The 22,408-nt window shown below is 61.6% G+C and carries 18 protein-coding genes and 4 tRNA genes; 14 read left to right on the forward strand and 8 right to left on the reverse strand.

What is annotated here, in order from left to right; genetic code table 11:
- Positions 1-38: 38 nt before the first annotated feature.
- The 4 genes from acnB to ACW5XC_RS08820 all read left to right on the forward strand — a co-directional run bounded on the left by acnB (position 39) and on the right by ACW5XC_RS08820 (position 7,195).
- The gene (gene acnB / locus ACW5XC_RS08805) at positions 39-2,636 is read left to right on the forward strand and encodes a bifunctional aconitate hydratase 2/2-methylisocitrate dehydratase (RefSeq protein WP_042053547.1); all 2,598 of its coding nucleotides are present in this window, start codon (positions 39-41) and stop codon (positions 2,634-2,636) included.
- Between the two features lie 278 nt (positions 2,637-2,914).
- Positions 2,915-4,501 (forward strand): EAL domain-containing protein, encoded by a 1,587-nt coding sequence (locus ACW5XC_RS08810; protein WP_042053548.1) that lies wholly within the window; start codon positions 2,915-2,917, stop codon positions 4,499-4,501.
- Positions 4,502-4,663: 162 nt separating this feature from the next.
- Positions 4,664-6,058, forward strand: a complete 1,395-nt coding sequence (locus tag ACW5XC_RS08815; RefSeq protein ID WP_042053549.1) for a D-arabinono-1,4-lactone oxidase — start codon at positions 4,664-4,666, stop codon at positions 6,056-6,058.
- A gap of 9 nt (positions 6,059-6,067) precedes the next feature.
- Positions 6,068-7,195, forward strand: coding sequence for a CobW family GTP-binding protein (locus ACW5XC_RS08820; RefSeq protein WP_042053550.1), 1,128 nt, complete (start codon positions 6,068-6,070; stop codon positions 7,193-7,195).
- Here ACW5XC_RS08820 and ACW5XC_RS08825 read toward each other — a convergent pair.
- Both ACW5XC_RS08825 and ACW5XC_RS08830 read right to left on the reverse strand, forming a co-directional pair.
- Positions 7,180-10,287, reverse strand: a complete 3,108-nt coding sequence (locus tag ACW5XC_RS08825) for an efflux RND transporter permease subunit (RefSeq protein ID WP_042053553.1) — start codon at positions 10,285-10,287, stop codon at positions 7,180-7,182. The two genes, ACW5XC_RS08820 and ACW5XC_RS08825, sit on opposite strands and share 16 nt — an antisense overlap.
- Complete coding sequence (locus ACW5XC_RS08830; RefSeq protein WP_042053554.1) at positions 10,284-11,384, reverse strand: efflux RND transporter periplasmic adaptor subunit; 1,101 nt, start codon at positions 11,382-11,384, stop codon at positions 10,284-10,286. Before ACW5XC_RS08830 ends, ACW5XC_RS08825 begins: the two co-directional genes overlap by 4 nt.
- Before the next feature lie 90 nt (positions 11,385-11,474).
- Here ACW5XC_RS08830 and ACW5XC_RS08835 point away from each other — a divergent pair, with 90 nt between their 5' ends.
- Both ACW5XC_RS08835 and mdtD read left to right on the forward strand, forming a co-directional pair.
- Positions 11,475-12,083, forward strand: coding sequence for a TetR/AcrR family transcriptional regulator (locus tag ACW5XC_RS08835; RefSeq protein WP_042053556.1), 609 nt, complete (start codon positions 11,475-11,477; stop codon positions 12,081-12,083).
- Positions 12,084-12,094: 11 nt separating this feature from the next.
- Complete coding sequence (gene mdtD / locus ACW5XC_RS08840; protein ID WP_042053558.1) at positions 12,095-13,522, forward strand: multidrug transporter subunit MdtD; 1,428 nt, start codon at positions 12,095-12,097, stop codon at positions 13,520-13,522.
- On the opposite strand, the gene ACW5XC_RS08845 is transcribed toward mdtD, so the two are convergent.
- The 3 genes from ACW5XC_RS08845 to folB all read right to left on the reverse strand — a co-directional run bounded on the left by ACW5XC_RS08845 (position 13,494) and on the right by folB (position 14,989).
- Positions 13,494-13,982, reverse strand: coding sequence for a YbaK/EbsC family protein (locus tag ACW5XC_RS08845; protein WP_042053559.1), 489 nt, complete (start codon positions 13,980-13,982; stop codon positions 13,494-13,496). The two genes, mdtD and ACW5XC_RS08845, sit on opposite strands and share 29 nt — an antisense overlap.
- A gap of 126 nt (positions 13,983-14,108) precedes the next feature.
- On the reverse strand, positions 14,109-14,618 hold the full coding sequence (folK, locus tag ACW5XC_RS08850; RefSeq protein ID WP_042053561.1) for a 2-amino-4-hydroxy-6-hydroxymethyldihydropteridine diphosphokinase: 510 nt from the start codon (positions 14,616-14,618) through the stop codon (positions 14,109-14,111).
- Positions 14,618-14,989, reverse strand: coding sequence for a dihydroneopterin aldolase (gene folB / locus ACW5XC_RS08855; protein ID WP_042053564.1), 372 nt, complete (start codon positions 14,987-14,989; stop codon positions 14,618-14,620). The genes folK and folB overlap by 1 nt, the downstream gene beginning before the upstream one ends.
- Before the next feature lie 157 nt (positions 14,990-15,146).
- Between folB and plsY the strand changes: the two genes are divergently transcribed.
- The 6 genes from plsY (at position 15,147) to ACW5XC_RS08885 (ending at position 17,501) form a co-directional block, all read left to right on the forward strand.
- The gene (plsY, locus tag ACW5XC_RS08860) at positions 15,147-15,809 is read left to right on the forward strand and encodes a glycerol-3-phosphate 1-O-acyltransferase PlsY (protein ID WP_042053596.1); all 663 of its coding nucleotides are present in this window, start codon (positions 15,147-15,149) and stop codon (positions 15,807-15,809) included.
- A 47-nt stretch (positions 15,810-15,856) separates the two neighbouring features.
- A tRNA-Phe gene (locus ACW5XC_RS08865) sits at positions 15,857-15,932 on the forward strand.
- Positions 15,933-15,984: 52 nt separating this feature from the next.
- A tRNA-Thr gene (locus ACW5XC_RS08870) sits at positions 15,985-16,060 on the forward strand.
- 3 nt (positions 16,061-16,063) lie between these two features.
- Positions 16,064-16,139, forward strand: a tRNA-Phe gene (locus ACW5XC_RS08875).
- Positions 16,140-16,147: 8 nt separating this feature from the next.
- Positions 16,148-16,223, forward strand: a tRNA-Asn gene (locus tag ACW5XC_RS08880).
- 105 nt (positions 16,224-16,328) lie between these two features.
- Entirely contained in the window at positions 16,329-17,501 is a 1,173-nt protein-coding gene (locus ACW5XC_RS08885) for a CD0519/CD1768 family membrane protein (protein WP_042053565.1), read from the forward strand.
- Positions 17,502-17,586: 85 nt separating this feature from the next.
- Here ACW5XC_RS08885 and ACW5XC_RS08890 read toward each other — a convergent pair whose 3' ends face one another.
- Positions 17,587-17,919: a hypothetical protein gene (locus tag ACW5XC_RS08890; protein ID WP_042053566.1), complete on the reverse strand. Its 333-nt coding sequence runs from the start codon at positions 17,917-17,919 to the stop codon at positions 17,587-17,589.
- 133 nt (positions 17,920-18,052) lie between these two features.
- On the opposite strand from ACW5XC_RS08890, the gene ACW5XC_RS08895 reads away from it, so the two are divergent.
- The gene (locus ACW5XC_RS08895) at positions 18,053-18,568 is read left to right on the forward strand and encodes a ClbS/DfsB family four-helix bundle protein (protein WP_042053567.1); all 516 of its coding nucleotides are present in this window, start codon (positions 18,053-18,055) and stop codon (positions 18,566-18,568) included.
- Positions 18,569-18,814: 246 nt separating this feature from the next.
- A complete protein-coding gene (locus tag ACW5XC_RS08900; protein ID WP_042053568.1) occupies positions 18,815-19,270 on the forward strand; it encodes a hypothetical protein in 456 nt (151 codons plus the stop codon).
- Between the two features lie 74 nt (positions 19,271-19,344).
- On the opposite strand, the gene argH is transcribed toward ACW5XC_RS08900, so the two are convergent.
- Both argH and ACW5XC_RS08910 read right to left on the reverse strand, forming a co-directional pair.
- Positions 19,345-20,730 (reverse strand): argininosuccinate lyase, encoded by a 1,386-nt coding sequence (gene argH / locus ACW5XC_RS08905; RefSeq protein WP_042053570.1) that lies wholly within the window; start codon positions 20,728-20,730, stop codon positions 19,345-19,347.
- 414 nt (positions 20,731-21,144) lie between these two features.
- Positions 21,145-22,380 (reverse strand): argininosuccinate synthase, encoded by a 1,236-nt coding sequence (locus ACW5XC_RS08910; protein ID WP_042053571.1) that lies wholly within the window; start codon positions 22,378-22,380, stop codon positions 21,145-21,147.
- Positions 22,381-22,408: the final 28 nt, after the last annotated feature.

Below are 22,408 nucleotides of genomic sequence, written 5' to 3' on the forward strand. Positions count from 1 at the left end.
TGGGCGAACCCCAAAAAAAGACCAAAGAGGAATTAGTCGTGCTTGAAACATACCGTAAACACGTCGCAGAACGTGCCGCCGAGGGCGTGGTTGCCAAACCTCTGGATGCAGAGCAGGTCGCCGCCCTGGTAACGCTTCTCAAGAACCCGCCCGCTGGCGAAGAAGACTTTCTGAAAGAGCTGTTGTCCTCCCGTATTCCCCCCGGTGTTGATGAAGCGGCCTATGTCAAAGCCGGTTTCCTCACCGCCGTCGCCAAGGGCGAAGCCCAATCTCCCATCCTGACTGCCGCCGAAGCTGTTGAGCTGCTGGGCACTATGCAGGGTGGTTACAACATTCAACCGCTGATCGACCTGCTGGATCACGCCACTCTGGCGCCGCTTGCCGCCAAGGGGCTCTCCCACACCCTGCTGATGTTTGACTCCTTCCATGACGTGGAAGAGAAGGCCAAGGCGGGCAATGTCCACGCCAAACAGGTGATGCAGTCCTGGGCTGATGCCGAGTGGTTCCTCTCCCGCCCGGAGTTGGCCGAGAAGATCACTGTCACCGTGTTCAAGGTGACCGGCGAAACCAACACCGACGACCTCTCTCCGGCACCGGACGCCTGGTCCCGCCCGGACATTCCGCTGCACGCGCTGGCGATGCTGAAAAACGCCCGTCCCGGCATTACCCCGGACAAGGATGGCGCCGTCGGCCCCATCAAGACCATCGATGCCCTGAAAGAGAAAGGCTTCCCGCTTGCCTATGTGGGTGACGTGGTCGGTACCGGTTCTTCCCGTAAATCCGCCACCAACTCGGTGCTCTGGTTTATGGGCGACGACATTCCGTTCGTGCCGAACAAGCGCGCTGGCGGTGTCTGTCTGGGTGGCAAGATTGCCCCGATCTTCTTCAATACCATGGAAGATGCCGGCGCTCTGCCTATCGAAGTGGACGTCTCCAAGCTGGAAATGGGCGATGTAATCGACATCTACCCCTATGCCGGCAAGATCTGCAAACACGGCACCGAACAGGTGCTGGCACAGTTTGAATTGAAAACCGATGTACTGATCGACGAAGTGCGCGCCGGTGGCCGTATCCCGCTGATCATCGGCCGCGGCCTGACCGACAAGGCCCGCGAAGCGCTGGGGCTGCCGTTCTCCACCGTATTCCGTCGCCCGCAGCCGGTGGCCGATACCGGTAAAGGCTTCACCCTGGCCCAGAAGATGGTGGGCAAGGCGTGCGGCGTGAAGGGCATTCGCCCCGGCACTTACTGCGAGCCCAAGATGACCACGGTCGGCTCCCAGGACACCACGGGCCCGATGACCCGCGACGAGCTCAAGGATCTGGCCTGCCTCGGTTTCTCCGCCGATCTGACCATGCAGTCCTTCTGCCACACCGCGGCCTACCCCAAGCCCATCGACGTACAGACCCACCACACCCTGCCGGACTTCATCATGAACCGCGGCGGTGTGAGCTTGCGTCCGGGTGACGGCGTCATCCACTCCTGGCTGAACCGCATGCTGCTGCCGGATACAGTGGGTACCGGTGGTGACTCCCACACCCGTTTCCCCATCGGTATCTCCTTCCCGGCGGGCTCCGGTCTGGTGGCTTTCGCCGCCGCTACCGGCGTGATGCCGCTGGATATGCCGGAATCTGTGCTGGTGCGCTTCAAGGGCGAGCTGCAACCGGGCATCACTCTGCGTGATCTGGTTCATGCCATTCCCTATGCCGCCATCCAGAAAGGGCTGCTGACCGTCGAGAAGGCGGGTAAGAAGAACATCTTCTCCGGCCGTATCCTCGAGATCGAAGGTCTGCCGACCCTGAAAGTGGAACAAGCCTTCGAGCTGGCCGATGCCAGTGCCGAGCGTTCCGCTGCCGGTTGCACCATCAAGCTGGATAAAGAGCCGATCATCGAGTACCTGAAGTCCAACATCGTGATGCTGAAATGGATGCTCTCCGAAGGTTACGGTGACCCGCGCACCATCACCCGTCGCATCAAGGGGATGGAAGAGTGGCTGGCCAACCCGACCCTGATGGAAGCGGACAAGGATGCCGAGTACGCCGAAATCATCGAGATCGATCTGGCCACCATCAAGGAGCCGATCCTGTGTGCGCCGAACGATCCGGACGATGCCCGTCTGCTGAGCGACGTGGCTGGCGACAAGATCGACGAAGTGTTCATCGGTTCCTGCATGACCAACATCGGTCACTTCCGTGCCGCCGGCAAACTGCTCGAGAAGTATCAGGGCGAGCTGCCGACCCGCATGTGGATCGCACCGCCCACCAAGATGGACAAGGATCAGCTGACCGAAGAGGGCTACTACGGCATCTTCGGCCGGGTCGGTGCCCGCATCGAGATCCCGGGCTGTTCGCTGTGCATGGGTAACCAGGCTCGGGTAGCGGAAGGGGCCTCCGTGGTCTCCACCTCCACCCGTAACTTCCCGAACCGTCTGGGTAAAGGTGCCAACGTCTATCTGGCCTCTGCTGAGCTGGCAGCTGTTGCCGCCATCCTCGGCAAGATCCCGACCGTGGCAGAGTACCTGCAGTACGCCAAGGCGCTCGATGCCACTGCGGCAGATACTTACCGCTACCTCAACTTCAACGAGATCGCCTCCTACACCAAGAAGGCCGATGCGGTGATCCTGCAGCAAGCCGTTTAACTGAGTTCTTGCGCGATTTGCGCGATAAGAAGCCAATAATGCCGCGTATTTACGCGGCATTATTTATTTGAGCGTTATTTGTCGTCTTTCTTGGGGGGGCTTAAACGTTCCTGCTCGAGAAGGTCAATCACCTGTTTGGTGGTTCGTTTTATAAACGCTTTGGGTTATGTTGTTCGGTTATGTGCGGTAATGATGAGGCATCGTTATCGAGGGAAAGTGGATATCTGTTCACTGGGTGCTTGCGTTGGCAGGCCTGACGAATTGCGGCGTGGTTCTTTATGTTTCTGTTCAGGATCGATCTCTCCCGAACCGGGTTACGCTTCGGCGGTGCCTTGCTGGTCTTTACCCTGCCGCTGCTGGTGGGAGCTTGGCTCATCCACAGCAATTATGTGCAGGAGCTGAAAGCGGAATCCAGCGCCTCGGCACACAAGGCCAGAACCCTGATGGAGTCGATGCTGGATCATGCGGATCAGGCCAACCGCTCCGTGCTGCCTCTGGTGAATGCTCCCTGTCGCGACAATCTGCTGGTGCTGCGCAAGAAGGTCGCCATCGAGCCCTTCCTGCGTTCGGTCAATCTGGTGCGAAACGGCATCATCAATTGCACTTCGCTGTTTGGTGAGGCTAATGATGCCGATGACGGCTCCATCTACACCGGCCGCAAGCTGCTGCTGATGAGTGGCAACCGGGTGCGGCAAAATCACCCGCTGCTGGTGGTGCGCACCGAACAGGGTAAGGATGCCGCCTTGAGTGCCATCGACAGTACCCAGCTCAGCTTCATGCTCTCCATGAGCGGAAAATCCAGTGCGCTCTATCTGCAGGTGGGGTCTGCCTGGCTCAATGAGTCGGGCCGCTATCTGAGCGAGGCGCCCACCCTCCATCGCGGGATCAGCCAGGCCCTCACCTCATCCCATTATCCTTTCACCATCCATGCCGGTTATGCCATGCCGGTCTACTGGAAGTCGCTGTGGGCCGCGCGGCATGTGGCGCTGTCGTGGCTGGCGGTTTCCTCGCTTTTGCTGGCCTGGCTGGTGTGGTGGGTGCTGGGGCGGCCCGGCTCGCCAACAGATGAGTTGCGACGAGCCCTGCGGGCCAGGGAGTTTGTTCCCTATCTGCAGCCGCTGATTGCCAGCCACGACGGCAAGATGATGGGCGCCGAGGTGCTGATGCGCTGGGAACATGTCAATGAAGGAGTGATCCGGCCCGATCTCTTTATTCCGCAAGCGGAGGAGTCGGGACTGATCGTCCCCATGACCACCCATATCATGAAGCAGGTGGCGACAAGGTTGAACCGCTCTCAGGAGCAGTTGCCCGATGGGTTTCATATCAGCTTCAACATCAGCGCCGCCCATTGCCACGATTTTGCCCTGCTGGCCGAGTGTCGCGCCTTCCTCGGTCACTTTGTTCCCGGCAAGGTGGTACTGGTGCTGGAGCTGACCGAGCGGGAGCTGCTGATGTCAGATCCCCAGACCCTCTCCCTGTTCCGGCAGCTGGACGAGATGGGGGTAAAACTCGCCATCGACGACTTTGGCACCGGTCACTCCAGCCTGGCTTACCTGCAGCAGTTTCATGTGGATTACCTCAAGATCGACAAATCCTTTATCGCCCGCATCGGTACCGAGTCGCTCTCGGAACATATCGTGGACAACGTGATCGATCTGGCGACCCGGCTCGGTCTGGCGCTGGTGGCGGAAGGGGTGGAGAGCGAGCGTCAGGCTGACTACCTCAGGGCCAAAGGGGTCGACTATCTGCAGGGATACCTGTTTGCCCGCCCCATGCCGCTGCGCCAGTTCTGCGAGGCGCTGCTGCCGGAAGAGGCACAAACCCGCCAGCCAGATGGGGTGCGAGGCATCCCGAATGCGACCTGATTTATCGGTGACAGACGGGCGGCCACGCTCCCGTCTGGCAGGGTAGGGGAGTGCTCTCTCCCTATCCCCCCTCGAGTGCAGGGGCTTGTTTTTCATGCCTTGCGGCTCGCTTTTCGGTAGAATCAGCGCTCATTTTGACGTCAGTAAAAGATGAGGCGCGGTATGACGGTTCAGTTCCAGGCATTTCACAGCATCAAGGCGATCGGTAATCGGGAGGTGCTGTTCAACTGGTCGAGAACCAATCCCCTCGGGGCGCTGGATCAAGTGTGGCGCCCGAAAACCCGCGACGAGTTGCAAATGCTGCTGCGGGAACACCCCGAGCGCAAGCTGCGCCTTATCGGCTCCGGGCTCTCTTTCGAGCCCATTCACAGCGTCTATGCCGAGGGCAGTCAGGCGCTGCTGGTGGACTTGCACCACCTGCGCGGCCAGCTGGCGAAAACGGCCGATACCGTGACATATCAGGCGGGGACGCCCCTCGATACCGTTTATGCCGAGCTGATCGCCATGGAGCGGATGCTGCCCGCATCCCCGGGCGTTATCGGCATCCAGACCCTGGGCGGCGCCCTCAGCACCGGCACCCACGGTCAGGGGCTGCACCAGTCTGCCCTCTGCGATGCGGTGGAGGCGATGACGGTGATGCTGGCCAATGGCGACATCATCCGGGTGGATCGCACCGACCCGCGCTTCGGGGCCTTCGTGATGGGGATGGGGATGCTCGGTATCCTGCTCGACGTCACCCTGCGCACCGTGTCCAACCGCATTATGCGCTGCACCAAGTTCACCACCGACTACCCCTTCCTGCTGGAACACAACGAGCGGCTCAACCGCGAGCACGGCTTTGTGAAGAGCTGGTGGTTTGCCTGGACCGGCGAAAGCCACATCTGGCTGGTGGATCCCGCCTCCGAGGAGGAGGTTGCCCGTTATCGTGCCGGTGGCAGCGAGCCGCTGCTGCTGGATGGCGATATCGACGCCCGCATGAATGCCACCATTGATGCCACTTTGCAGAAGATGGCGAAAGACACCAAGGATGAGGCGCTGGCCGGTGAGCACTTCGAGACAGTACGCCGCTTCAAGGATGCCTCCGATCTGGTGGGCAACGTCTACCAAATTCTCTGCAAGGGGATCCCGGCACCTCAGATCAACTGTGAGGTGGCGGTGCCGCTGCATCGCATGAACGAGGCGCTGGAGACTCTGCAAGCGTGGCAGCAGGCCAACCCCGGCGTGTTGCACTACCCCTTTATCCTGCGCTGCACTGGCCCTTCCGAGGCCTGGCTCAGCGCCGCTTATGGCCAGCCGGTCTGCTGGATCGGTTTTCTGGTCTATCTGGCTGCGGACGGCACCTTCGTCAACGGCTCCATGGAGCAGATGCGCGAGCTGCAGCAACTGCTGGTGCCGCTCGGTGGCATTCCCCACTTCGGCAAGCATCTGGCGATGGATCTCTACGACTTCCCGGCCTTGCTGCCGCGCTGGAACGACTTTGTTGCGTTGAAAGCCGAGCTCGACCCCCACGGCCGCTTTGAAAACCGCTGGCTCAGCGACCTGTTTGCCAACCGGTAAGGATCTGACATGACCGATATGCAAGATACCCGTATCCCTGTGACCCTGCTGACCGGCTTTCTCGGCAGCGGCAAGACCACCTTACTCAACCACTGGGTCAAGCAGCCGGAGCTCGGTGAGTGCGCCGTGCTGATCAACGAGTTCGGCTCGGTGGGGCTGGATCACCATCTGGTGCAACAGGTGGATGAGCAGGTGATGCTGCTCGACTCCGGCTGCATCTGCTGCTCGGTGCAGGGCTCTTTGGTGGAGGCGTTGCAGGGGCTGTTTATGAAGGCCATCCAGCGTAAGATCAAACCGTTCAAGCGGCTGATTATCGAGACCACTGGTCTGGCAGATCCGGCCCCCGTGCTATTTACCCTGCGCGAAGAGGGCTTTATCGCCCAGCGCTACCGCTTCGATGGCACCGTCACCGTGGTGGATGCCGGCCATATCGAGCAGCAGTTGGCGGCTCAATATGAAGCGGTGAAACAGGTGGCGCTGGCGGATCTGCTGGTGGTGAGCAAGGGGGATCTGGTGGAGGACGAACAGCTGGCGCGGGTCGAAGCCCAGCTGGCGGCACTCAATCCGGCGGCCCCCATCCAGCAGGTGACCAATGGCGAGCTGTCGCCAGCAGTGCTGGAGAAGCTCGGCGCCTACAACGAAGCGGCGGGGCGCGATGTGCGCCAGCTGCTGGCCTGGCTGCGCACCGAATCCCCAAAGCAGGGGCTGGCGTCACCGATGCAGCCGAAGATGCAACCGTTCGCCGCCAAGGTGGGCACAGCTGCGCCCACCCACTTCGAGCACGGCAACATCGAGAGTTTCTCCCTGCGTATCGGTGAGCCGCTCAAGCCCTCTCGCCTGCTGGCCGCCATCGATGCGGTGCAGGCCCAATACGGCGATGCCCTGCTGCGCCTCAAGGGGATCTTGCAGCTGGAAGGGGAGAGCCAGCCGGTGGTGATCCACGGCGTCCACGGCCAGCTCTATCCGCTGCAGGCGCTGGGCGACTGGCCGGAGGGCAAGGCCCAGTCCCGACTGGTGTTTATCGTGAAAAGTCAGGACAAGGCCGGTATCGAGCAGCTCTTTATGGCGACCCTCAAGGCCCCCGAGCCCACTCTGGAAGAGCGGCTCAAAGCCATGCTGGGTCAGCCCGACAACTGATCTTGCGCGTTGCAGCTCTCCTGCACCGGGTCAGGACGGCGACGGTTGAACAGCACGAACGCCACCGGCACAAAGTAGAACGAGAGCAGGGTCGCCAGCGCTGTGCCACCGGCGATGGCGATGGCAAAGGGGGGCCAGAAGCCGCCGCCCCCCAGCAATAGCGGGATGAAGCCGCCCACCGTGGTGATGGTGGTCGAGACGATGTGGCGGCTGCAACCGGCCACCAGGTCACGGATCTGCGGCAGATTGCCCTGTTGTGCCAGCGGGTCTGCCTTCAGCTCGGCCAGAATGACGATGGCTGCGTTGATGGCCAGCCCCATCAGTCCCAGCAGGGCGATGATCACCGTAAACCCGAAGGGGTAGCCCAGCAGCCAGACCCACAGCAGCCCGAGCCCAGCCGACTGGATCGCCACCAGGGTGACGATGCCTGCCAGCCGGAACGAGTTGAAGCTGAGCACCAGCACGGCCACCAGCAGCACGGCGACCAGGCTGACATGGGCCATCAGATTGCCCACCGATTCATCCCGCTTGGCGGCTTCTCCGCCAAACTCCAGTCGATAGCCCGGCGGCAACGCCAGCGCCTTGGCGGCCAGTCTCTCTTTGACCTGCTCCAGCACGGTTTGCGGCAGTACGCCGACCGCCAGATAGGCCTCCAGCACATTGACCCGCTCACCATCCCGACGGCTGATCTCCCCCCAACTTGGCAGCAGCTCGGGAGTGGCCAGTGCCCGCAAGGTGAGATTGGCTACCCCTTGCTGGCCGGTGCCGGTGAGCGATAGCGGCACATTGAGCAGCGCATCCGGATCCTGACGCAAGGGTTCGGCCAGTCGCACCCGCACCGGGATTGACTCGGTGCCTTCCAGCACAGTGCCGCCCAACCTGCCATCCAGTGCGCCCGCCAGCCGGGAGGCAACATCGGTCAGGCTCATGCCTGCCAGTCGGGCGGCCTCCTCATCGACCTGCAACCAGAGTTTGGGGGCCCCAGCTTGCAGGGTAGCGCGGGTCTGCACCACGGCAGGGGTATTGGCGAGCAGACTGCGCAGCTCCTCTCCCAGACGGTGCAGCTGTTCAAGGTCGGGGCCAAACAGCCGCAGCTCGACCGGGGCATTGAAAGGCGGCCCCTGTTCCAGCTTGCGCACCAGGATCTGCGCTTCGGGAAATCTTGCATCGAGCCGCTGCTGCAGTTGTGGAATGAGCCGCTCGGCGGCATCGGCATCCTGCAGGGTGATCATCCCCTGAGCGTAATCGGCCCGCCCCTGTTTTCTGGGCACCAGGTTGTAGTAGAAGCTGGGGGCGTTGTCGCCCACCACCCAATCCTGTCGAACCAGCTCGGGGAGACTGGCCAGCTCGGCGGAGATCCCCAGTGCCAGCTCGCGGGTGCGCGCCAGGCTCGCCTGTGGGGAGAGGCTGGCCTCGATGTGGATCATGTCCCGGTCGGCAGGGGGAAAGAACTGTTCGGTGAGGCGGCCCGCCACCCAGAAACCGAGCAGGGGCAGCAGACTGACCAGCAGCAGGGTACGCCAGGGGTGAGCCAGCGCCATGGCGATGCTCTGCTGGAAACGGGCGCTCACCCGGGGCAGGTGCAAGCCATCCTGATACCAGCGTCCTCCTTGGTCACTGCCAATCCAGCGAGCTGCAAGGCCTGCCACCAGGGTGTGGGCGATGAGGTAGGATCCCAGCAGCGAGCAGCTCACCGCCCAGGCGATACCGCCAACAAACTCGCCCGCCGGGCCCGGCATCAGAATTATCGGCATAAAGGCGAGCATGGTGGTGAGGGTGGAGCCCAGCAGTGGCAGCCAGAGGTGGCCGATGGCTTCCAGTGCGGCGGCACTCATGGCCATGCCGTGGCGGCGCTGATACTGCACCCGATCCGCCATGACGATGGCGTTGTCCACCATGATCCCGAGCGCCACCACCAGACCGGTGACCGACATCTGGTGAATGGGCAGATTGATCAGGTTCATGCAGGCGAAAGAGAACGCCACGGTAAGCGGCAGCGACAGGGCCACGATAATGGCGGCCTTGACTCCCAAGGTCACCAGCAGCACGGCCACAATGATGAGGAAGCCCTGCACAATGTTGATGAGCAGGGTGTCGAGCCGCTGATCGGTATAACGCTGCTGATCGAAGCTGGTGACGAGGCCGATATTATCCGGCAAGTCCTGTTGCAGCTTGGCCAGCATGGTATCGACCCGTGCCGACCAGAGGTCGATGCGGTGATCCTGTGCCATGCGCAGGCCGACCACCACGGCCCGTTCACCATTGGCAAAGGCCAGCTGGCTCTCCGGCTGGTGCAGGGTACGCCGCACCTCGGCCAGATCGCTAAGGCGCAGGGTCTGGCCCTGCTCGCCGGTACGCAGCGGGATCTGGCGGATCCGCTCCAGGGTATCGAGGGCGCCACGGATCTCTACCTGAAAGCGATTGTGGCTGCCCTGCAACTCTCCGGCGGCCACTTTGGCATCGGCACCACTCAGCGCCTGGGCAAGCTGTTCGCCACTCATGCCGCTGGCACTGAGGGCGAGGGGATCGAACCGCACCTCGATCTCCTCCTGTGGTGCCCCGACCCGCTCGACGTATTCGGTACCCGGCAGCTGACGCGCCCGGCGTTCCAGCTCGGCGCTGTAGCGGGCGAGGCGATCCAGCTGCGGCTGGCCCGGCCCGCGCCAGACCACATTGACCAGCCGGGTGAAGGGGTAGCCTTTCTCATCATCCAGCTTGGGGGCACTGGCGCCGGCTGGTAGCACGGCGGCCAGATCTGCCAGCCGATCTCGGACTCTGGACCAGACGGGCTCGACATCGCTGACCTCATCCTTGAGCTCCAGATTGATGATGGAGAGACCGGGGCGAGAGCTCGACTCGATCAGCTTGATCTCGCTCTGGGCCCGCAGCCGGTTCTCGATGGGCTCGCTCACCAGCGCCTCCAACCGCTCGGCGCTGGCCCCGGGGAAGTGGGTAACCACGCTGGCAAAGCGGCTGGTGAGCTGGGGATCTTCGGTTCTGGGCAGGGTCTGCAATGCCGCAAGGGCGGCCGTCAGCAGCAGCGCGACCGTCAGCAGCAGCAGGCGGCCATTCTCGATAAACGGGCGGATCATGACTGTGGCTCCGGATGGCCTGCCTGATGATCCACGCTGGTTGTCAGGGTGACTTGCTGGCCCGGCACCAGTTTATGCAGGCCATCGGTTACCAGCTGTTCCTGTCCATTCAGGGCTCCACTGATCCAGGCCCGCTCGCCATCTTGCTGCAGCAGGGTGACGTCCCGACTGACCACCCGGGGTGGCGTTTCGTCGTTGAGCAGATAGAGGGTCCAGCTGCCGCGCAATCCCTGGGTCAGCGCGGTGAGCGGCACCTCGTAGGCGCGGGTGGGCTCGCGGGTCTGATGCAACAGGGTGATCAGTTGCCCCTCTGCCAGTTGTTCGCCACCCCGGGTCAGCTGGAAGCGGGCGGTGCGGGTGTGGGTCTGCCCGTCCACTTGTACCCCCAGATTAAGCAGGCGCCCCTCCAGTGATTGCGCCCCGCTTTGCAGGGGGTAGTGTTGGCCGACGATCAGGGTCTCGGCCTGTTTCACCGGCACGCCGATATCGGCCTCCCACTGGCCGCTGCGGGTCAGGGAGAAGAGAGGCTGGCCTGCGGCCACCACGGCCCCCAATGCCTGCTCACGGCTGACCACGATCCCGTTGAAGGGGGCGCGCAGCTGTGATTTCTCCTGTTTGACCCGGTTGGCTTCGAGGGCTGCGGCCAGCTGGTTGGCGCTTGCCTCCAGCATGCGGACTTTGCCTTGCTGTTCATCCAGCGCCTGACGGGAGCTGAACTGCTGCTGGCGCAGGGCGGTGAGTCTATCGAGCGTCTGCCGGGCAAGGGTCAGCTCGGCCTCGTTCTGGGCAGCCCGGGCGGCCAGCTCTTTGGCTTCCACTGCCAGCAGCCGGGTGTCCAGTGTGGCCAGCAGTTCGCCAGCCGCGACCGGCTCTCCGCGTCCCTTGTGCAGGGTGGCGATCCGCCCTGCCAGCTCGAAACCTATCTGGCTGTGCTCGGGGGCGATCACCCGGCCATTGAAGCGGTGCAGCACCGGGTAGTGATCGCTGGCTTGCAGCGGCCGGGCGATCACCCGGGTCAGGGCGTGTGTTTCTTCTGACTCTGTGACCGGGCTGCAGCCACTCAGTAACAGCGCCAGCAGGATTAAGCAAAGTGTCATGACATCATCCTCTGGTTGACATAACATCAAATCACACCGGTGAGTCTAGTTTTTCGAAACTAGACTGTCCAGTTTGATTGTGGAGGAAAAATGAACATTTCACCCCGTAGTCAGCAGAAGCGGGCTGCGATCCTCGATGCTGCCGGGCGGCTCTTCTGTCAGCACGGTCTGCATCTGGTCAGCATGGACATGGTGGCCAGTGAAGCGGGCGTCTCCAAGCAGACGGTCTACAGCCATTTTGCCAACAAGGAGTCGCTGTTTGCCGAAGCGGTGGGCAGCAAGTGCGTCAGCAGTGAGCTGATGCCGGAGGTATTGTTGCGTGGCAACAATGTGCGGGAGAGTCTGATTGCCTTTGGTCGCAGCTTTCGCAAGTTGATCCTGAGCGATGATGCCATCAATATCTTTCGCACCTGCATCAGCTGCAACGATGCCCAGCTGGCCACCCTTTTTTTCGAGGCGGGCCCGCTCTATGTGACCAATATGCTGTCCAACTGGCTGGAGCAGCAGAAGCAGCAAGGCCTGCTGTGCCATCAAGACAGCGAACAGGCCGCCTTGCAGCTGTTGCTGATGTGGCAGGGCAAGGAGCGCATGCTCCGTGAGCTGGGTCTGCCGTTGACCCAGAGCGCTGCCGAGCAGGATGCCTGGACCCTGAGTTGTGTCGATCTCTTCCTGACCGCCGCTGCTCCCCCGCAAAAATAATGGAGGTGGCAATGAGCCACACAGTGACAGATGCCCAGCGCAAGTGGCTGCCCCTGCTGGCGGCGGTCGGTTTCTTTATGCAGGCGCTGGATGGCACCATTCTCAACACCGCCCTGCCCAGCATGGCCGAGACCTTGGGAGAGAGCCCGCTGCAGATGCAGTCGGTGATCATCGCCTACATGCTGACGGTGGCGCTGCTGATCCCGGCCTCTGGCTGGCTGGCAGACAGATTCGGTACCCGCCGCATCTATCTGGCTGCCATCTCGCTCTTTACCCTCGGCTCGCTCGCCTGCGCCGCCTCCAATTCGCTCTCCATGCTGGTGGCCGCCCGTGTGCTTCAGGGGATTGGCGGTGCGCTGCTGATGCCAGTGGGACGGTTGGCGGTGCTGCGGGTCTATGACAAGCACGAGCTGCTGCGGGTGATGTCGTTTGTCACCATCCCGGGGCTGCTCGGCCCGTTGATGGGGCCGGCGCTCGGTGGCTGGCTGGTGGAAGTGGCGAGCTGGCACTGGGTATTTCTCATCAATCTGCCGGTGGGGTTGCTCGGCTTTATCGCCAGCTGGCACTTTATGCCGGAGCTGCGGCAGCAGACCGCCCGGTTCGACTGGCAGGGCTTTGTGATGTTCAGCGTCGGCATGGTGCTGGTGTCGGTCGGCTTGCAGGGACTGGGGGAGCACAGCATCTCCACCGGTTGGGCGCTGTTTGCACTGATCTTCGGCTTGGCGGCGATGGCGAGCTACTGGCTCTATGCCGCCAATGCACCGCAGCCGCTCTTTAGCCTGAGCCTGTTCAAGACCGCCACCTTTGCCATCGGCATCTGGGGCAACCTGTTTGCCCGCCTTGGCAGCGGCGCCATGCCTTTCCTCACCCCGCTGTTTCTGCAGCTGGGGCTCGGCTTCTCCCCGAGCAAGGCGGGGATGACCATGATCCCCACCGTGATTGGCGCCATGCTGACCAAGACGCTGGTGAACAAGCTTATTCCGAAGGTGGGCTATCGCCGCATCTTGATCGGCAACACCCTGCTACTGGGGGCGATGATCGCCAGCTTCTACTTTATCGACAACCAGCTCCCCTACGGGGTCTTGCTGGGCTGGCTGGCGATCTTCGGCGCCATCAACTCGCTGCAGTTCTCCGCCATGAACACTCTCACGCTGCAAGATCTCAGCCCGACCCTGGCCAGCAGTGGCAACGGTCTGCTCTCGGTAGTGATGCAACTCTCCATGAGTTTGGGGGTGGCGATTGCCGCCAGCCTGCTCGGGCTCTTCTCGGCGGGCACCTCAGCGGGCACCTCAGCGGGCACCTTAGTGGCCGAGGGTCAGTGGCTGACCGGGTTCCATCTTACCTACCTCTGTGTCGGGCTGCTCTCCATGCTGGCGGCGCTGATCTTCGCCCAGCTGGCGCGCGATGGGGCTACGCCGTCGGCGAGGGCAGATAGCTGACCTCGCAGGGGAGCTGCGCCAGTACCTCGGCCAGATGCTCGGTCGCCAGCAGAAAGGTCTGCTCCGGGTGGCCCGGAGTCCAGGTGAAGGCGGTATGGTTGAGCAGTTGCGGGTCCACCAGTAGCGGAATATCGGCACGGGGCAGGAAGGGGCAGACCGCTCCCGGCAGGCAGCCAATCTCCGCCTGCATCTGTTCGGCGGTGCAGATGGAGGGCTTGGCACCGAGCGTGGCCTTGACCGCCTTGTTGTCGAGCCGTCCGTCTCTGTGGGTCAGCAGCAGGGCGAAGCGGCCATCCTTGAACTTGAGAAACAGGGTCTTGCTGAACTCCGCCTGCCAGCCGAGGCGGGCCTTGACCTTTTCGTCGGTGGCGTAGTCGAGGATGGGTTCATGCTCATAGCGCTGGTGGGGCAGTTCGGCCAGCAGCTGGCAGTTGAAGTGGTGAATGGTATCGAGTGGCATGGGGTTCTCCTGTAGTGGGCGCTATCCTGCCAGCCTCGCAGGGTCAGGCCCAATGACACTTTCTTATCCGTGATAAGCAACCCTGTCTGTGGAAACAACAAGGGCGCCGTGAGGCGCCCTTGTTGATCAGTGATGCTGCAATTCGCACGCTTCCCAGTGAAAGGGAATGGGACACAGCTGCTGGGAGGTCTTGTCATAGGCCTGCCACAGCTCGCCCATGGTGCGGCCATCGACCGGGTGGCACAGTTTGGGGGCCAGCTCGGCCAGCGGCCACAGCACGAAGGCGTTGGTGAGCACTTCACCACGCGGCAGCACCAGCGGGGTGTCGCAGACCAGATCGCCATAGAGCAGCAGATCGAGATCCAGGGTGCGCGGGGCGAACTTCTTGGCATCCGGCTCGCGGCCGTGGGCGAACTCCATGGCCCGCAGTCGCTGGCAGACGGTGGTCAGCGGCAGATCGGTCTCGGCAGCCGCCACCAGGTTGTAGAAGGGGCGGCCGTTGAAGCCGACCGCCTCGCTCTCGAATACTCGGGAGACCCGCAGCTCGCCAAACTCGGCGTGCAGGGCATCGAGCCCGGCGCGAATATGGCGCTCTCGCTCGATGTTGGAGCCGAGGCTGATATAGATGGTGGTCATCAGTTGCTGCTCGCAGTTGGTGTGCGATGGCGCAGGATCTCGACGCCGACCCCGGCGGCATTGGGCACGGCGCCCGGCTTGGTGAGGGTCACCTTGACCCACTGTACCCGCTCGTCGGCGAGCACCAGCATGGCAACCTGCTCGGCCATGGTCTCGACCAGCTCAACGACTTTGCCGGTGACATGCTCGCAAATCTTGTTGGAGAGGTCGGCATAATCCAGTGCCAGATTGATGTCGTCGGTTGCTGCCGCGGGGCGGTTGTCGAACCCCATCTCGAGGTCAAAACGGAGCTTTTGGCGAATGCCCTTCTCCCACTCATATACACCTATGGTGGTCAAAACTTCGAGTCCGCGAATAAACACCTTGTCCATGACTGTACTTCTTCTTTACTCTTGATGGGCTGTGATGACAGCGCAGGGATGCTGGCCGGGCAACAGGCTTGCCGAGGCGCTCTGGGTGGGCATGGGCCCATGCCAGCGTATGTGGCCCGCATCATACCCCATTCATATCGTGGTAAAAACGACCAAGATGACGGCCCTGACGATTTTGATGATTATTCTGGCCTACCTGGGTGGTTCACTATCCAGTGCTGTGCTGGTCTCCCGCTGCACCGGTCTGCCCGACCCGCGGGATCATGGCTCCCACAATCCGGGGGCAACCAATGTGCTGCGCCTCGGTGGCCGGATGGCGGCGTTGGTGGTGCTGCTGCTCGATGTGCTCAAGGGCACTGTGCCCGTCTATCTCGCCTGGTATCTGCAGATCAAACCCGTCTACCTCGGCTTTATCGGGGTCGCCGCCTGTCTCGGCCATATGTACCCCATCTTCTTTCATTTTCGTGGTGGCAAAGGGGTGGCGACGGCGCTGGGCACCATGATGCCCATCGGTTTCACCATGGGGGGCGCCGTGATTGGCACCTGGCTGCTGGTGCTGCTGGTGAGCGGCTACTCCTCGTTGGCCTCCATCATTACCGTGCTGCTGACACCGCTCTTTACCTACCTGCTCAAACCCGAATACACCCTCCCTGTCTCGCTGCTCTCCTGCCTTATCCTGATCCGCCATCACGAGAACATCTCCCGCCTGCTCAAGGGGGAGGAACCCAGAGTCTGGGGGCGAAAAGGCGCGGCCTGTGCCGAAGAAGTGGCAGAAATGGACGATGTTGCGCAAAAAAGAGACGAACGAGACAAAAAGTGAAATTTCCCGTTGACCATCCGCCTTAAAATCCGTTTAATAGCGCCCACGCCCAGATAGCTCAGTCGGTAGAGCAGGGGATTGAAAATCCCCGTGTCGGCGGTTCGATTCCGTCTCTGGGCACCAATTTTGGTGCCATGAAAGAAAAAATTTGTTCATGCACAATGGTTTAAAGTGTGCCGGCTTAGCTCAGTAGGTAGAGCAACTGACTTGTAATCAGTAGGTCACCAGTTCGATTCCGGTAGCCGGCACCATTTGCCCAGATAGCTCAGTCGGTAGAGCAGGGGATTGAAAATCCCCGTGTCGGCGGTTCGATTCCGTCTCTGGGCACCAATTACAATTCCTCCTTAGTTCAGTCGGTAGAACGGCGGACTGTTAATCCGTATGTCACTGGTTCAAGTCCAGTAGGAGGAGCCAATTCAAAAAGCCCTTGTCGCAAGACAAGGGCTTTTTTCTATTTGGCGCAGCCATTTTTTAACCATAAAAACAACCACACACGCACAGATGAACCGCAGGATAGATATGGAAAATCATGTAGTTATAGAGTCAAAGGGGCGACTTGCCGCCATTCGAAACTGGATGGAACCCGTGCTGGTGCTGCTTATTCTCGGCAGCCTGTTCGGTTACCTTGGCAGCCAGATGGGCCTCTCTGCCATGGTCAACACCCTGTTCAATACCGCCCACCAGCTGCTGCTCAATACCGTGCTCTTTATCATGGGGATCACGGTACTCTCCGGTGCCCTGAGCCAGCTCTTGAGCGAGTTCGGGGTGATCCGCCTGCTGGAGGTGCTGCTGGCCCCTCTGATGAAGCCGGTGTTTCGCCTGCCCGGTCGCACCGCCCTGGCGGCGCTGATGACCTTCTTCTCCGACAACCCGGCGGTGATCAGCCTCGCCAAGGACAGCCGCTTTCGCAAAGGCTTCACTCCGTGGCAACTGGTGTCGCTCACCAACTTCGGCACCGCCTTCGGCATGGGGCTGATCGTGGTCACCTTTATGGCCACCCTGCAACTGCCGAGCGGTGAATCCACCGCCAGCGCGGCGCTGATCGGGCTGCTCGGTGCTCTGGTGGGCTCGGTGGTCTCTACCCGACTGATGCAGCGGATGATCCGCCCCTTGGTGGGGGAAGTGCTGAACGATGACGCTGTATCGTCCGACGGCCGCAAGGTAGGGGTGACCAAAGAGGTGGCTCCCGGTTGGCTGCGGATCCTCAACTCTCTGCTCGATGGCGGTAAATCTGGCGTGGAGCTGGGGATGGCGGTGATCCCCGGGGTGCTGATAATCAGTACCTTCGTGATGCTGCTCACCTTCGGCCCCGGCGACAAGGGCTATACCGGCGAAGCGTTTCAGGGGGTTGCCCTGCTGCCGGTGCTGGCCGCCAAGGTGAGCTGGCTGTTTGACCTGCTGTTCGGTTTCCAGCAGCCGGAGCTGGTCGCTTTCCCGGCCACCTCGCTCGGTGCTGTCGGTGCCGCCATGTCGCTGGTGCCCCCCTTTATCGCCAAGGGGTGGATCACCGGTAACGAGGTCGCGGTGTTTACCGCCATGGGGATGTGCTGGAGCGGCTTTTTGAGCACCCACACCGCCATGCTGGATGCTCTCGGTTATCGCCACCTCACCTCCCGCGCCATCGTCGCCCACACCATCGGCGGCCTGTGCGCCGGTGTGGCGGCGCACCAGCTCTATCTGCTACTGGGCTGAGTCGGGTTCAGACACGGAAACAAAAAGAGGCTCTTCGGAGCCTCTTTGCATTTCTCCCTGCCGGTTCTGTTCATGGGCATACCAATCACCCTTGTGGCGTGATGCCCTGCACCTTCAACCAGAATCGCTCCTGACAGTGGTTGTGAAACAGCTTGCGGGCTGGAGTGATGGGGATGGGACTGGCGATGACCCGATAGCTGATCCAGCACTCGGCACAAAGCTGCTGAGATGGCGCTTCGTCCTGTTCGGTTTGCTGGCGGATGACGACCCCATTGGCAAACCAGCTGGTGGTTATCTGGTGTTGGATCACAGTGCCGCTCTCATCATGCTCGCTATAGTGTTCACTCTCTTGGCGGGTGAGAGTGACGGGGCTCGCCTGTCGATGAATGGCCCTGATATAGCTGATTAGTTGATTCATTGCCGATCTTGCCGTGATGGTTGGCCTGCACTGGATGAGCTGCACAGGATGGAAGAGGGCTAGCGTAACGTGCTGCCGGGGTTGCGGCAATCGCCTCGGCTGCACTGCAAGCAAATCTGAAAAGGGGAGAGCAATGGGGATCCCGCAAAAAAAGGCCGAGCTGCTACTCGCGATCGATACCAATTTCAGCAAGTTGTTCAAGGCGTTGCAGGCCGTCCCCGAGAGCCGGGTGCGGGAGCCGACCCTGACAGGGCACAGCAAGGGAACCACCATGAGCGTCGCTAATCTGCTGGCCTACCTTATCGGCTGGAACGAACTGCTGATCAAGTGGATCGAGCGGGATGCGGCAGGTCTGCCAGTGGATTTTCCCGAAACCGGTTTTAAGTGGAACGAGTTGGGCAGGCTGGCCCAAAAGTTCTATCGGGATTACGAGGGGCTCAGCTATCCGGCGTTGTTGCAGCGGTTGGCTGCCGCCAGAGGGCACATCATCGAACTGGTGGAGGCGCGCAGCGACCAGCAGCTGTATGGCAGCCTCTGGTATGAGAAGTGGACGCTCGGGCGGATGATCCAGTTCAATAGCGCCTCCCCCTATCTCAACGCCAACGGGCGGCTGCGCAAGTGGCTCAAAGAGTTGGCGAGCAGGGTGTGAAAGGAAGGGATCGCGGCTCGGGTGGGCGGCAAAACGCTTTGCCACCATATTGCCACTACCGCCCGCGGCGGCAGCTACTGGCCGCCTGACTCCCCTTTGCGCTCGGCTATCTCCTGCGTGCTGGTTGAATAAATAGATCAGCCATTCAAGGGATTAACCGGTGTAGTGCGTTTTATCGCCGTGCTGGCCCCGCTTATGCACATCTCTTGGCAACACCATCATGGGTCGTTGTCGCGGAGAGATATCATGATCAGCAACCTGCTTCCCCTTGCCTCTATCGCCCTCAAGCTGGGCAGTCAGCTGCTCGGCAGCAGTGCCAAACCTGAGCCTGTGCAGCAAACAGTGCAGGAAGATCGCCTTGCCCCGACCGTCCAGAGCTTGTTCCAGCGGCTGGGGGTCAAGGATGCCGATAGCGAACAGAACCGCTCGGCCATCAACCACTTTATGGGGGAGCTGATGCAGACTCTGGGGCAGGAAAATAGCGGTCAGTCACTCCCAGCCGCCATCGATAGCGCCCGCAACCAGCTGGCGAGCGGCACCCAGAGTACCCGCCTCGATGCGCTGCAAAGTGAACTCGATACCCTTAAGGGCACCCTTGGTGCCAGCGATCTCAATCTCGATCAGCTGCTTGGTGCCTTTAAACAGACCCTGCCCAATGGCAAGGGGGAGGGAGTGGGCAAACTGCTCAATGCCAGCGCCTGAACAGCGGTAAGCAATAAAAAACGGCAACCGAGGTTGCCGTTTTGCTTTCTAGTTCGAATGACAATCAGGTTGGTTTAACCCGTCCGTTTTGCCAGCCAGGTTTCGGCTGCAGTCAGGGCCGCTTCTACCTGCTCGCGGGCGACGCCGCCTTTGGCGACCCGCTTGGCCAGGGTCGCTTCCAGCTCCAGATTGGGGTAAACGTCGAACTCGATCACCGGGCTGAAACGCTGGAACTCGCCGATGGAGAGCTCCTCCAGCGGGCGGCCCACGCTGATGGCAAAGACCACGGTTTCGCCGACGATATGGTGCGCTTCACGGAACGGAATCCCCTTGGCCACCAGATAGTCCGCCAGCTCGGTGGCGTTGGCGTAGCCGCCTTGCGCCGCCGCCATGGTGCGCTCGCCATTCACTTTCAGATCGATCAGCACCAGCGCGGCCATATCGAGGCAGTCGTGCCAGGTGTCGAGGGCATCGAACAGTCCCTCTTTGTCTTCCTGCATGTCCTTGTTGTAGGCCAGCGGCAGCGCCTTGAGGCTCATCAGCATGCCCATCTGGGCGCCCACCACCCGGCCGGTCTTGCCACGGATCAGCTCCAGCGCATCCGGGTTCTTCTTCTGCGGCATCAGGGAGGAGCCGGAAGTGACCGCATCGGAGAGCTCGACAAAGCCCGCCTCGCCGGTGTTGTAGAAGATAAGGTCTTCGGCAAAGCGCGACAGGTGGGTCATGGAGAGGGACGCCACATGCATCAGCTCTACCACATGATCCCGATCTGAGACCGAATCCAGACTGTTGCGGGTGGCGCCGGCAAAGCCCATATCGAGCGCCAAGGCTTCGCGGTCGATGGCATAGGCGGTACCCGCCAGCGCACCACAGCCGAGCGGACTGGTGTCGAGGCGCTTGAGGGCATCCTGCAGGCGGGAGTAATCTCGCTCCAGCATCTCCACATAGGCCAGCGCCCAGTGGGCGTAGGTGACCGGCTGGGCCCGCTGCAGGTGGGTGTAACCGGGCAGCACGGCGGCCTGATTGGCGCGAGCGGAGGCGACCAGCCCCTGTTGCAGGGCGGTGATGGAGCCGAGCAGCAGCTCGCCCTGTGCCTTGCACCAGAGTTTCAGGTCGGTGGCGACCTGATCGTTGCGCGAGCGGCCGGTGTGCAGCTTCTTGCCAAGATCGCCGACGGCGGCAATCAGCTGGCTCTCGACCCAGGAGTGGATATCTTCGGCATCCGAATTGAGGATCTGCTGGGGATCCTGCTGCACCGAGGCGAGCAGCACCTCCATCGCCTGTTGCAACTGAGCCTGCTCATCGGCGGTCAATACGCCGACCTTGACCAGCGCTTTGGCCCAGGCCATGGAGCCTTGAATATCCTGCTCCGCCAGCCGGTAATCGAACCGCAGAGAATCGTTGAACTGCTTGAACCGGCTATCGGCTCCCTGACTGAAGCGTCCACCCCAAAGTGCCATACTGCTCTCCTTGAATGTGTTGTCGGTAGGCGTTTACGCCTGCCGTACTCGCGCGGCCTCTTGGCCTGCGCGCAGAAATCTTGCCCTGTATTTTCCTGAATAACAGTGCGGTGGTGATGAGTGCTGTTGCCGTTGAACACGTCAAATCCAGCAACTGCGAATCGGTTCCCTCTCCCTCTGGGAGAGGGCTAGGGTGAGGGTAATTCCCCCCTCATCCCCGCCCCTTCTCCCGCAAGGGGAGAAGGGAGAAAATACGTCAGCATCATATTCACACAGCCCCTGTTATCTCACAGAAGCGGCCGGGACGCTGCCGCTCTTGTCACACCCGCTGATGATGGGTCAGGGGCTATGTCCTCTGCCTGTAGAAGAGGGGGCCATGCCCCCTCAACGGAATCAACGGGTTATCGCGCTTGCTTAACCGTGGGTGTGATCACCACCGATGGCTTGATGCTGCTCCTTCATGGCGCGGATCCGGCTGGCCAGGGTGTAGAGACGGATAAAGCCTTCGGCATGGCTCTGGTCATACACTTCGTCGGCGCCGAAGGTGGCGAAGTCTTCGGAGTAGAGGCTGTTCGGCGACTTCTTCTGCACCGCGGTGACCTGACCCTTGTACATCTTCAGCACCACTTCACCGTCCAGATCTTCGGCGATGGCGTTGGCAGAGGCGAGGATCGCCTTGCACAGCGGGGTGAACCAGCGACCGTCATAGACCAGATGGGAGAACTCGGCACCCAGCTTCTCCCGCCAGGCGCGGGTCGGGCGATCCAGTACCAGCTCTTCCACCGCGCGCAGCGCGGCGACCATCACGGTACCGCCCGGGGTTTCGTAGCAGCCGCGGGACTTCATCCCCACCATCCGGTTTTCGGTGATGTCGATGCGGCCCACGCCGTGCTTGCCGGCACGCTCGTTCAGGGTCATCAGGATCTGGTGCGGGCTGAGCGGCTGGTCGTCAACGGCCACCACTTCACCCTGCGCCACGGTCAGCTTGACGTACTCCGGCTGGTCCGGTGCCTGCTCGGCCGGTACGGTCCACTGCCAGACCGCTTCGGAGGGCTCGTTCCAGGTGCTCTCCAGCTCGCCACCCTCGGTGGAGATGTGCCAGGCGTTGGCATCGCGGCTGTAGATCTTCTTCAGGGTCGCCTTGCAGGGGATGTTGCGGGTCTCCAGATAGGAGAGCAGATCTTCCCGGGAGCGCATGTCCCAGATCCGCCACGGGGCGATCACTTTCAGCTGGGGCGCCAGCGCGGCAACCGCACCTTCGAAACGCACCTGATCGTTACCCTTGCCGGTGCAGCCGTGGGAGATGGCATCGGCCCCTTCCGCCAGCGCCGCCTCGACCATCGCCTTGGCGATCACCGGACGGGCCATGGAGGTGCCCAGCAGATAGGTGCCCTCATAGACGGCGCCGGTCTTCAGGGTCGGATAGACGTACTCTTTGACGAACTCTTCCCGCAGATCCTTGATGATGCACTTGGTGGCACCGGAGGTGATGGCCTTCTGCTCGATCCCTTCCAGATCGTCGCGCTCCTGGCCCACGTCGGCCACGAAGGCGATGATTTCGGCGTCATAGTGCTCTTTGAGCCAGGGGATGATGGCCGAGGTATCCAGTCCACCCGAGTAAGCCAGTACGATCTTGTTGATTCCGCTCATGTTACTTCTCTCCGTGATGATTCGATGA

It is taken from the genome of Aeromonas sp. 25-AL00135 (assembly GCF_054052385.1).

What these genes read in the sequence shown, in the direction of transcription:
- argH (WP_042053570.1), bottom strand. Translation starts at nt 20,730, where the DNA reads ATGGCACTTTGGGGTGGACGCTTCAGTCAGGGAGCCGATAGCCGGTTC.
- ACW5XC_RS08835 (WP_042053556.1), top strand. Translation starts at nt 11,475, where the DNA reads ATGAACATTTCACCCCGTAGTCAGCAGAAGCGGGCTGCGATCCTCGAT.
- ACW5XC_RS08815 (WP_042053549.1), top strand. Translation starts at nt 4,664, where the DNA reads ATGACGGTTCAGTTCCAGGCATTTCACAGCATCAAGGCGATCGGTAAT.
- ACW5XC_RS08885 (WP_042053565.1), top strand. Translation starts at nt 16,329, where the DNA reads ATGGAAAATCATGTAGTTATAGAGTCAAAGGGGCGACTTGCCGCCATT.
- mdtD (WP_042053558.1), top strand. Translation starts at nt 12,095, where the DNA reads ATGAGCCACACAGTGACAGATGCCCAGCGCAAGTGGCTGCCCCTGCTG.
- ACW5XC_RS08820 (WP_042053550.1), top strand. Translation starts at nt 6,068, where the DNA reads ATGACCGATATGCAAGATACCCGTATCCCTGTGACCCTGCTGACCGGC.
- ACW5XC_RS08890 (WP_042053566.1), bottom strand. Translation starts at nt 17,919, where the DNA reads ATGAATCAACTAATCAGCTATATCAGGGCCATTCATCGACAGGCGAGC.
- plsY (WP_042053596.1), top strand. Translation starts at nt 15,147, where the DNA reads ATGACGGCCCTGACGATTTTGATGATTATTCTGGCCTACCTGGGTGGT.
- ACW5XC_RS08825 (WP_042053553.1), bottom strand. Translation starts at nt 10,287, where the DNA reads ATGATCCGCCCGTTTATCGAGAATGGCCGCCTGCTGCTGCTGACGGTC.
- ACW5XC_RS08895 (WP_042053567.1), top strand. Translation starts at nt 18,053, where the DNA reads ATGGGGATCCCGCAAAAAAAGGCCGAGCTGCTACTCGCGATCGATACC.
- ACW5XC_RS08910 (WP_042053571.1), bottom strand. Translation starts at nt 22,380, where the DNA reads ATGAGCGGAATCAACAAGATCGTACTGGCTTACTCGGGTGGACTGGAT.
- ACW5XC_RS08900 (WP_042053568.1), top strand. Translation starts at nt 18,815, where the DNA reads ATGATCAGCAACCTGCTTCCCCTTGCCTCTATCGCCCTCAAGCTGGGC.
- ACW5XC_RS08845 (WP_042053559.1), bottom strand. Translation starts at nt 13,982, where the DNA reads ATGCCACTCGATACCATTCACCACTTCAACTGCCAGCTGCTGGCCGAA.
- folK (WP_042053561.1), bottom strand. Translation starts at nt 14,618, where the DNA reads ATGACCACCATCTATATCAGCCTCGGCTCCAACATCGAGCGAGAGCGC.
- folB (WP_042053564.1), bottom strand. Translation starts at nt 14,989, where the DNA reads ATGGACAAGGTGTTTATTCGCGGACTCGAAGTTTTGACCACCATAGGT.
- ACW5XC_RS08830 (WP_042053554.1), bottom strand. Translation starts at nt 11,384, where the DNA reads ATGACACTTTGCTTAATCCTGCTGGCGCTGTTACTGAGTGGCTGCAGC.
- ACW5XC_RS08810 (WP_042053548.1), top strand. Translation starts at nt 2,915, where the DNA reads ATGTTTCTGTTCAGGATCGATCTCTCCCGAACCGGGTTACGCTTCGGC.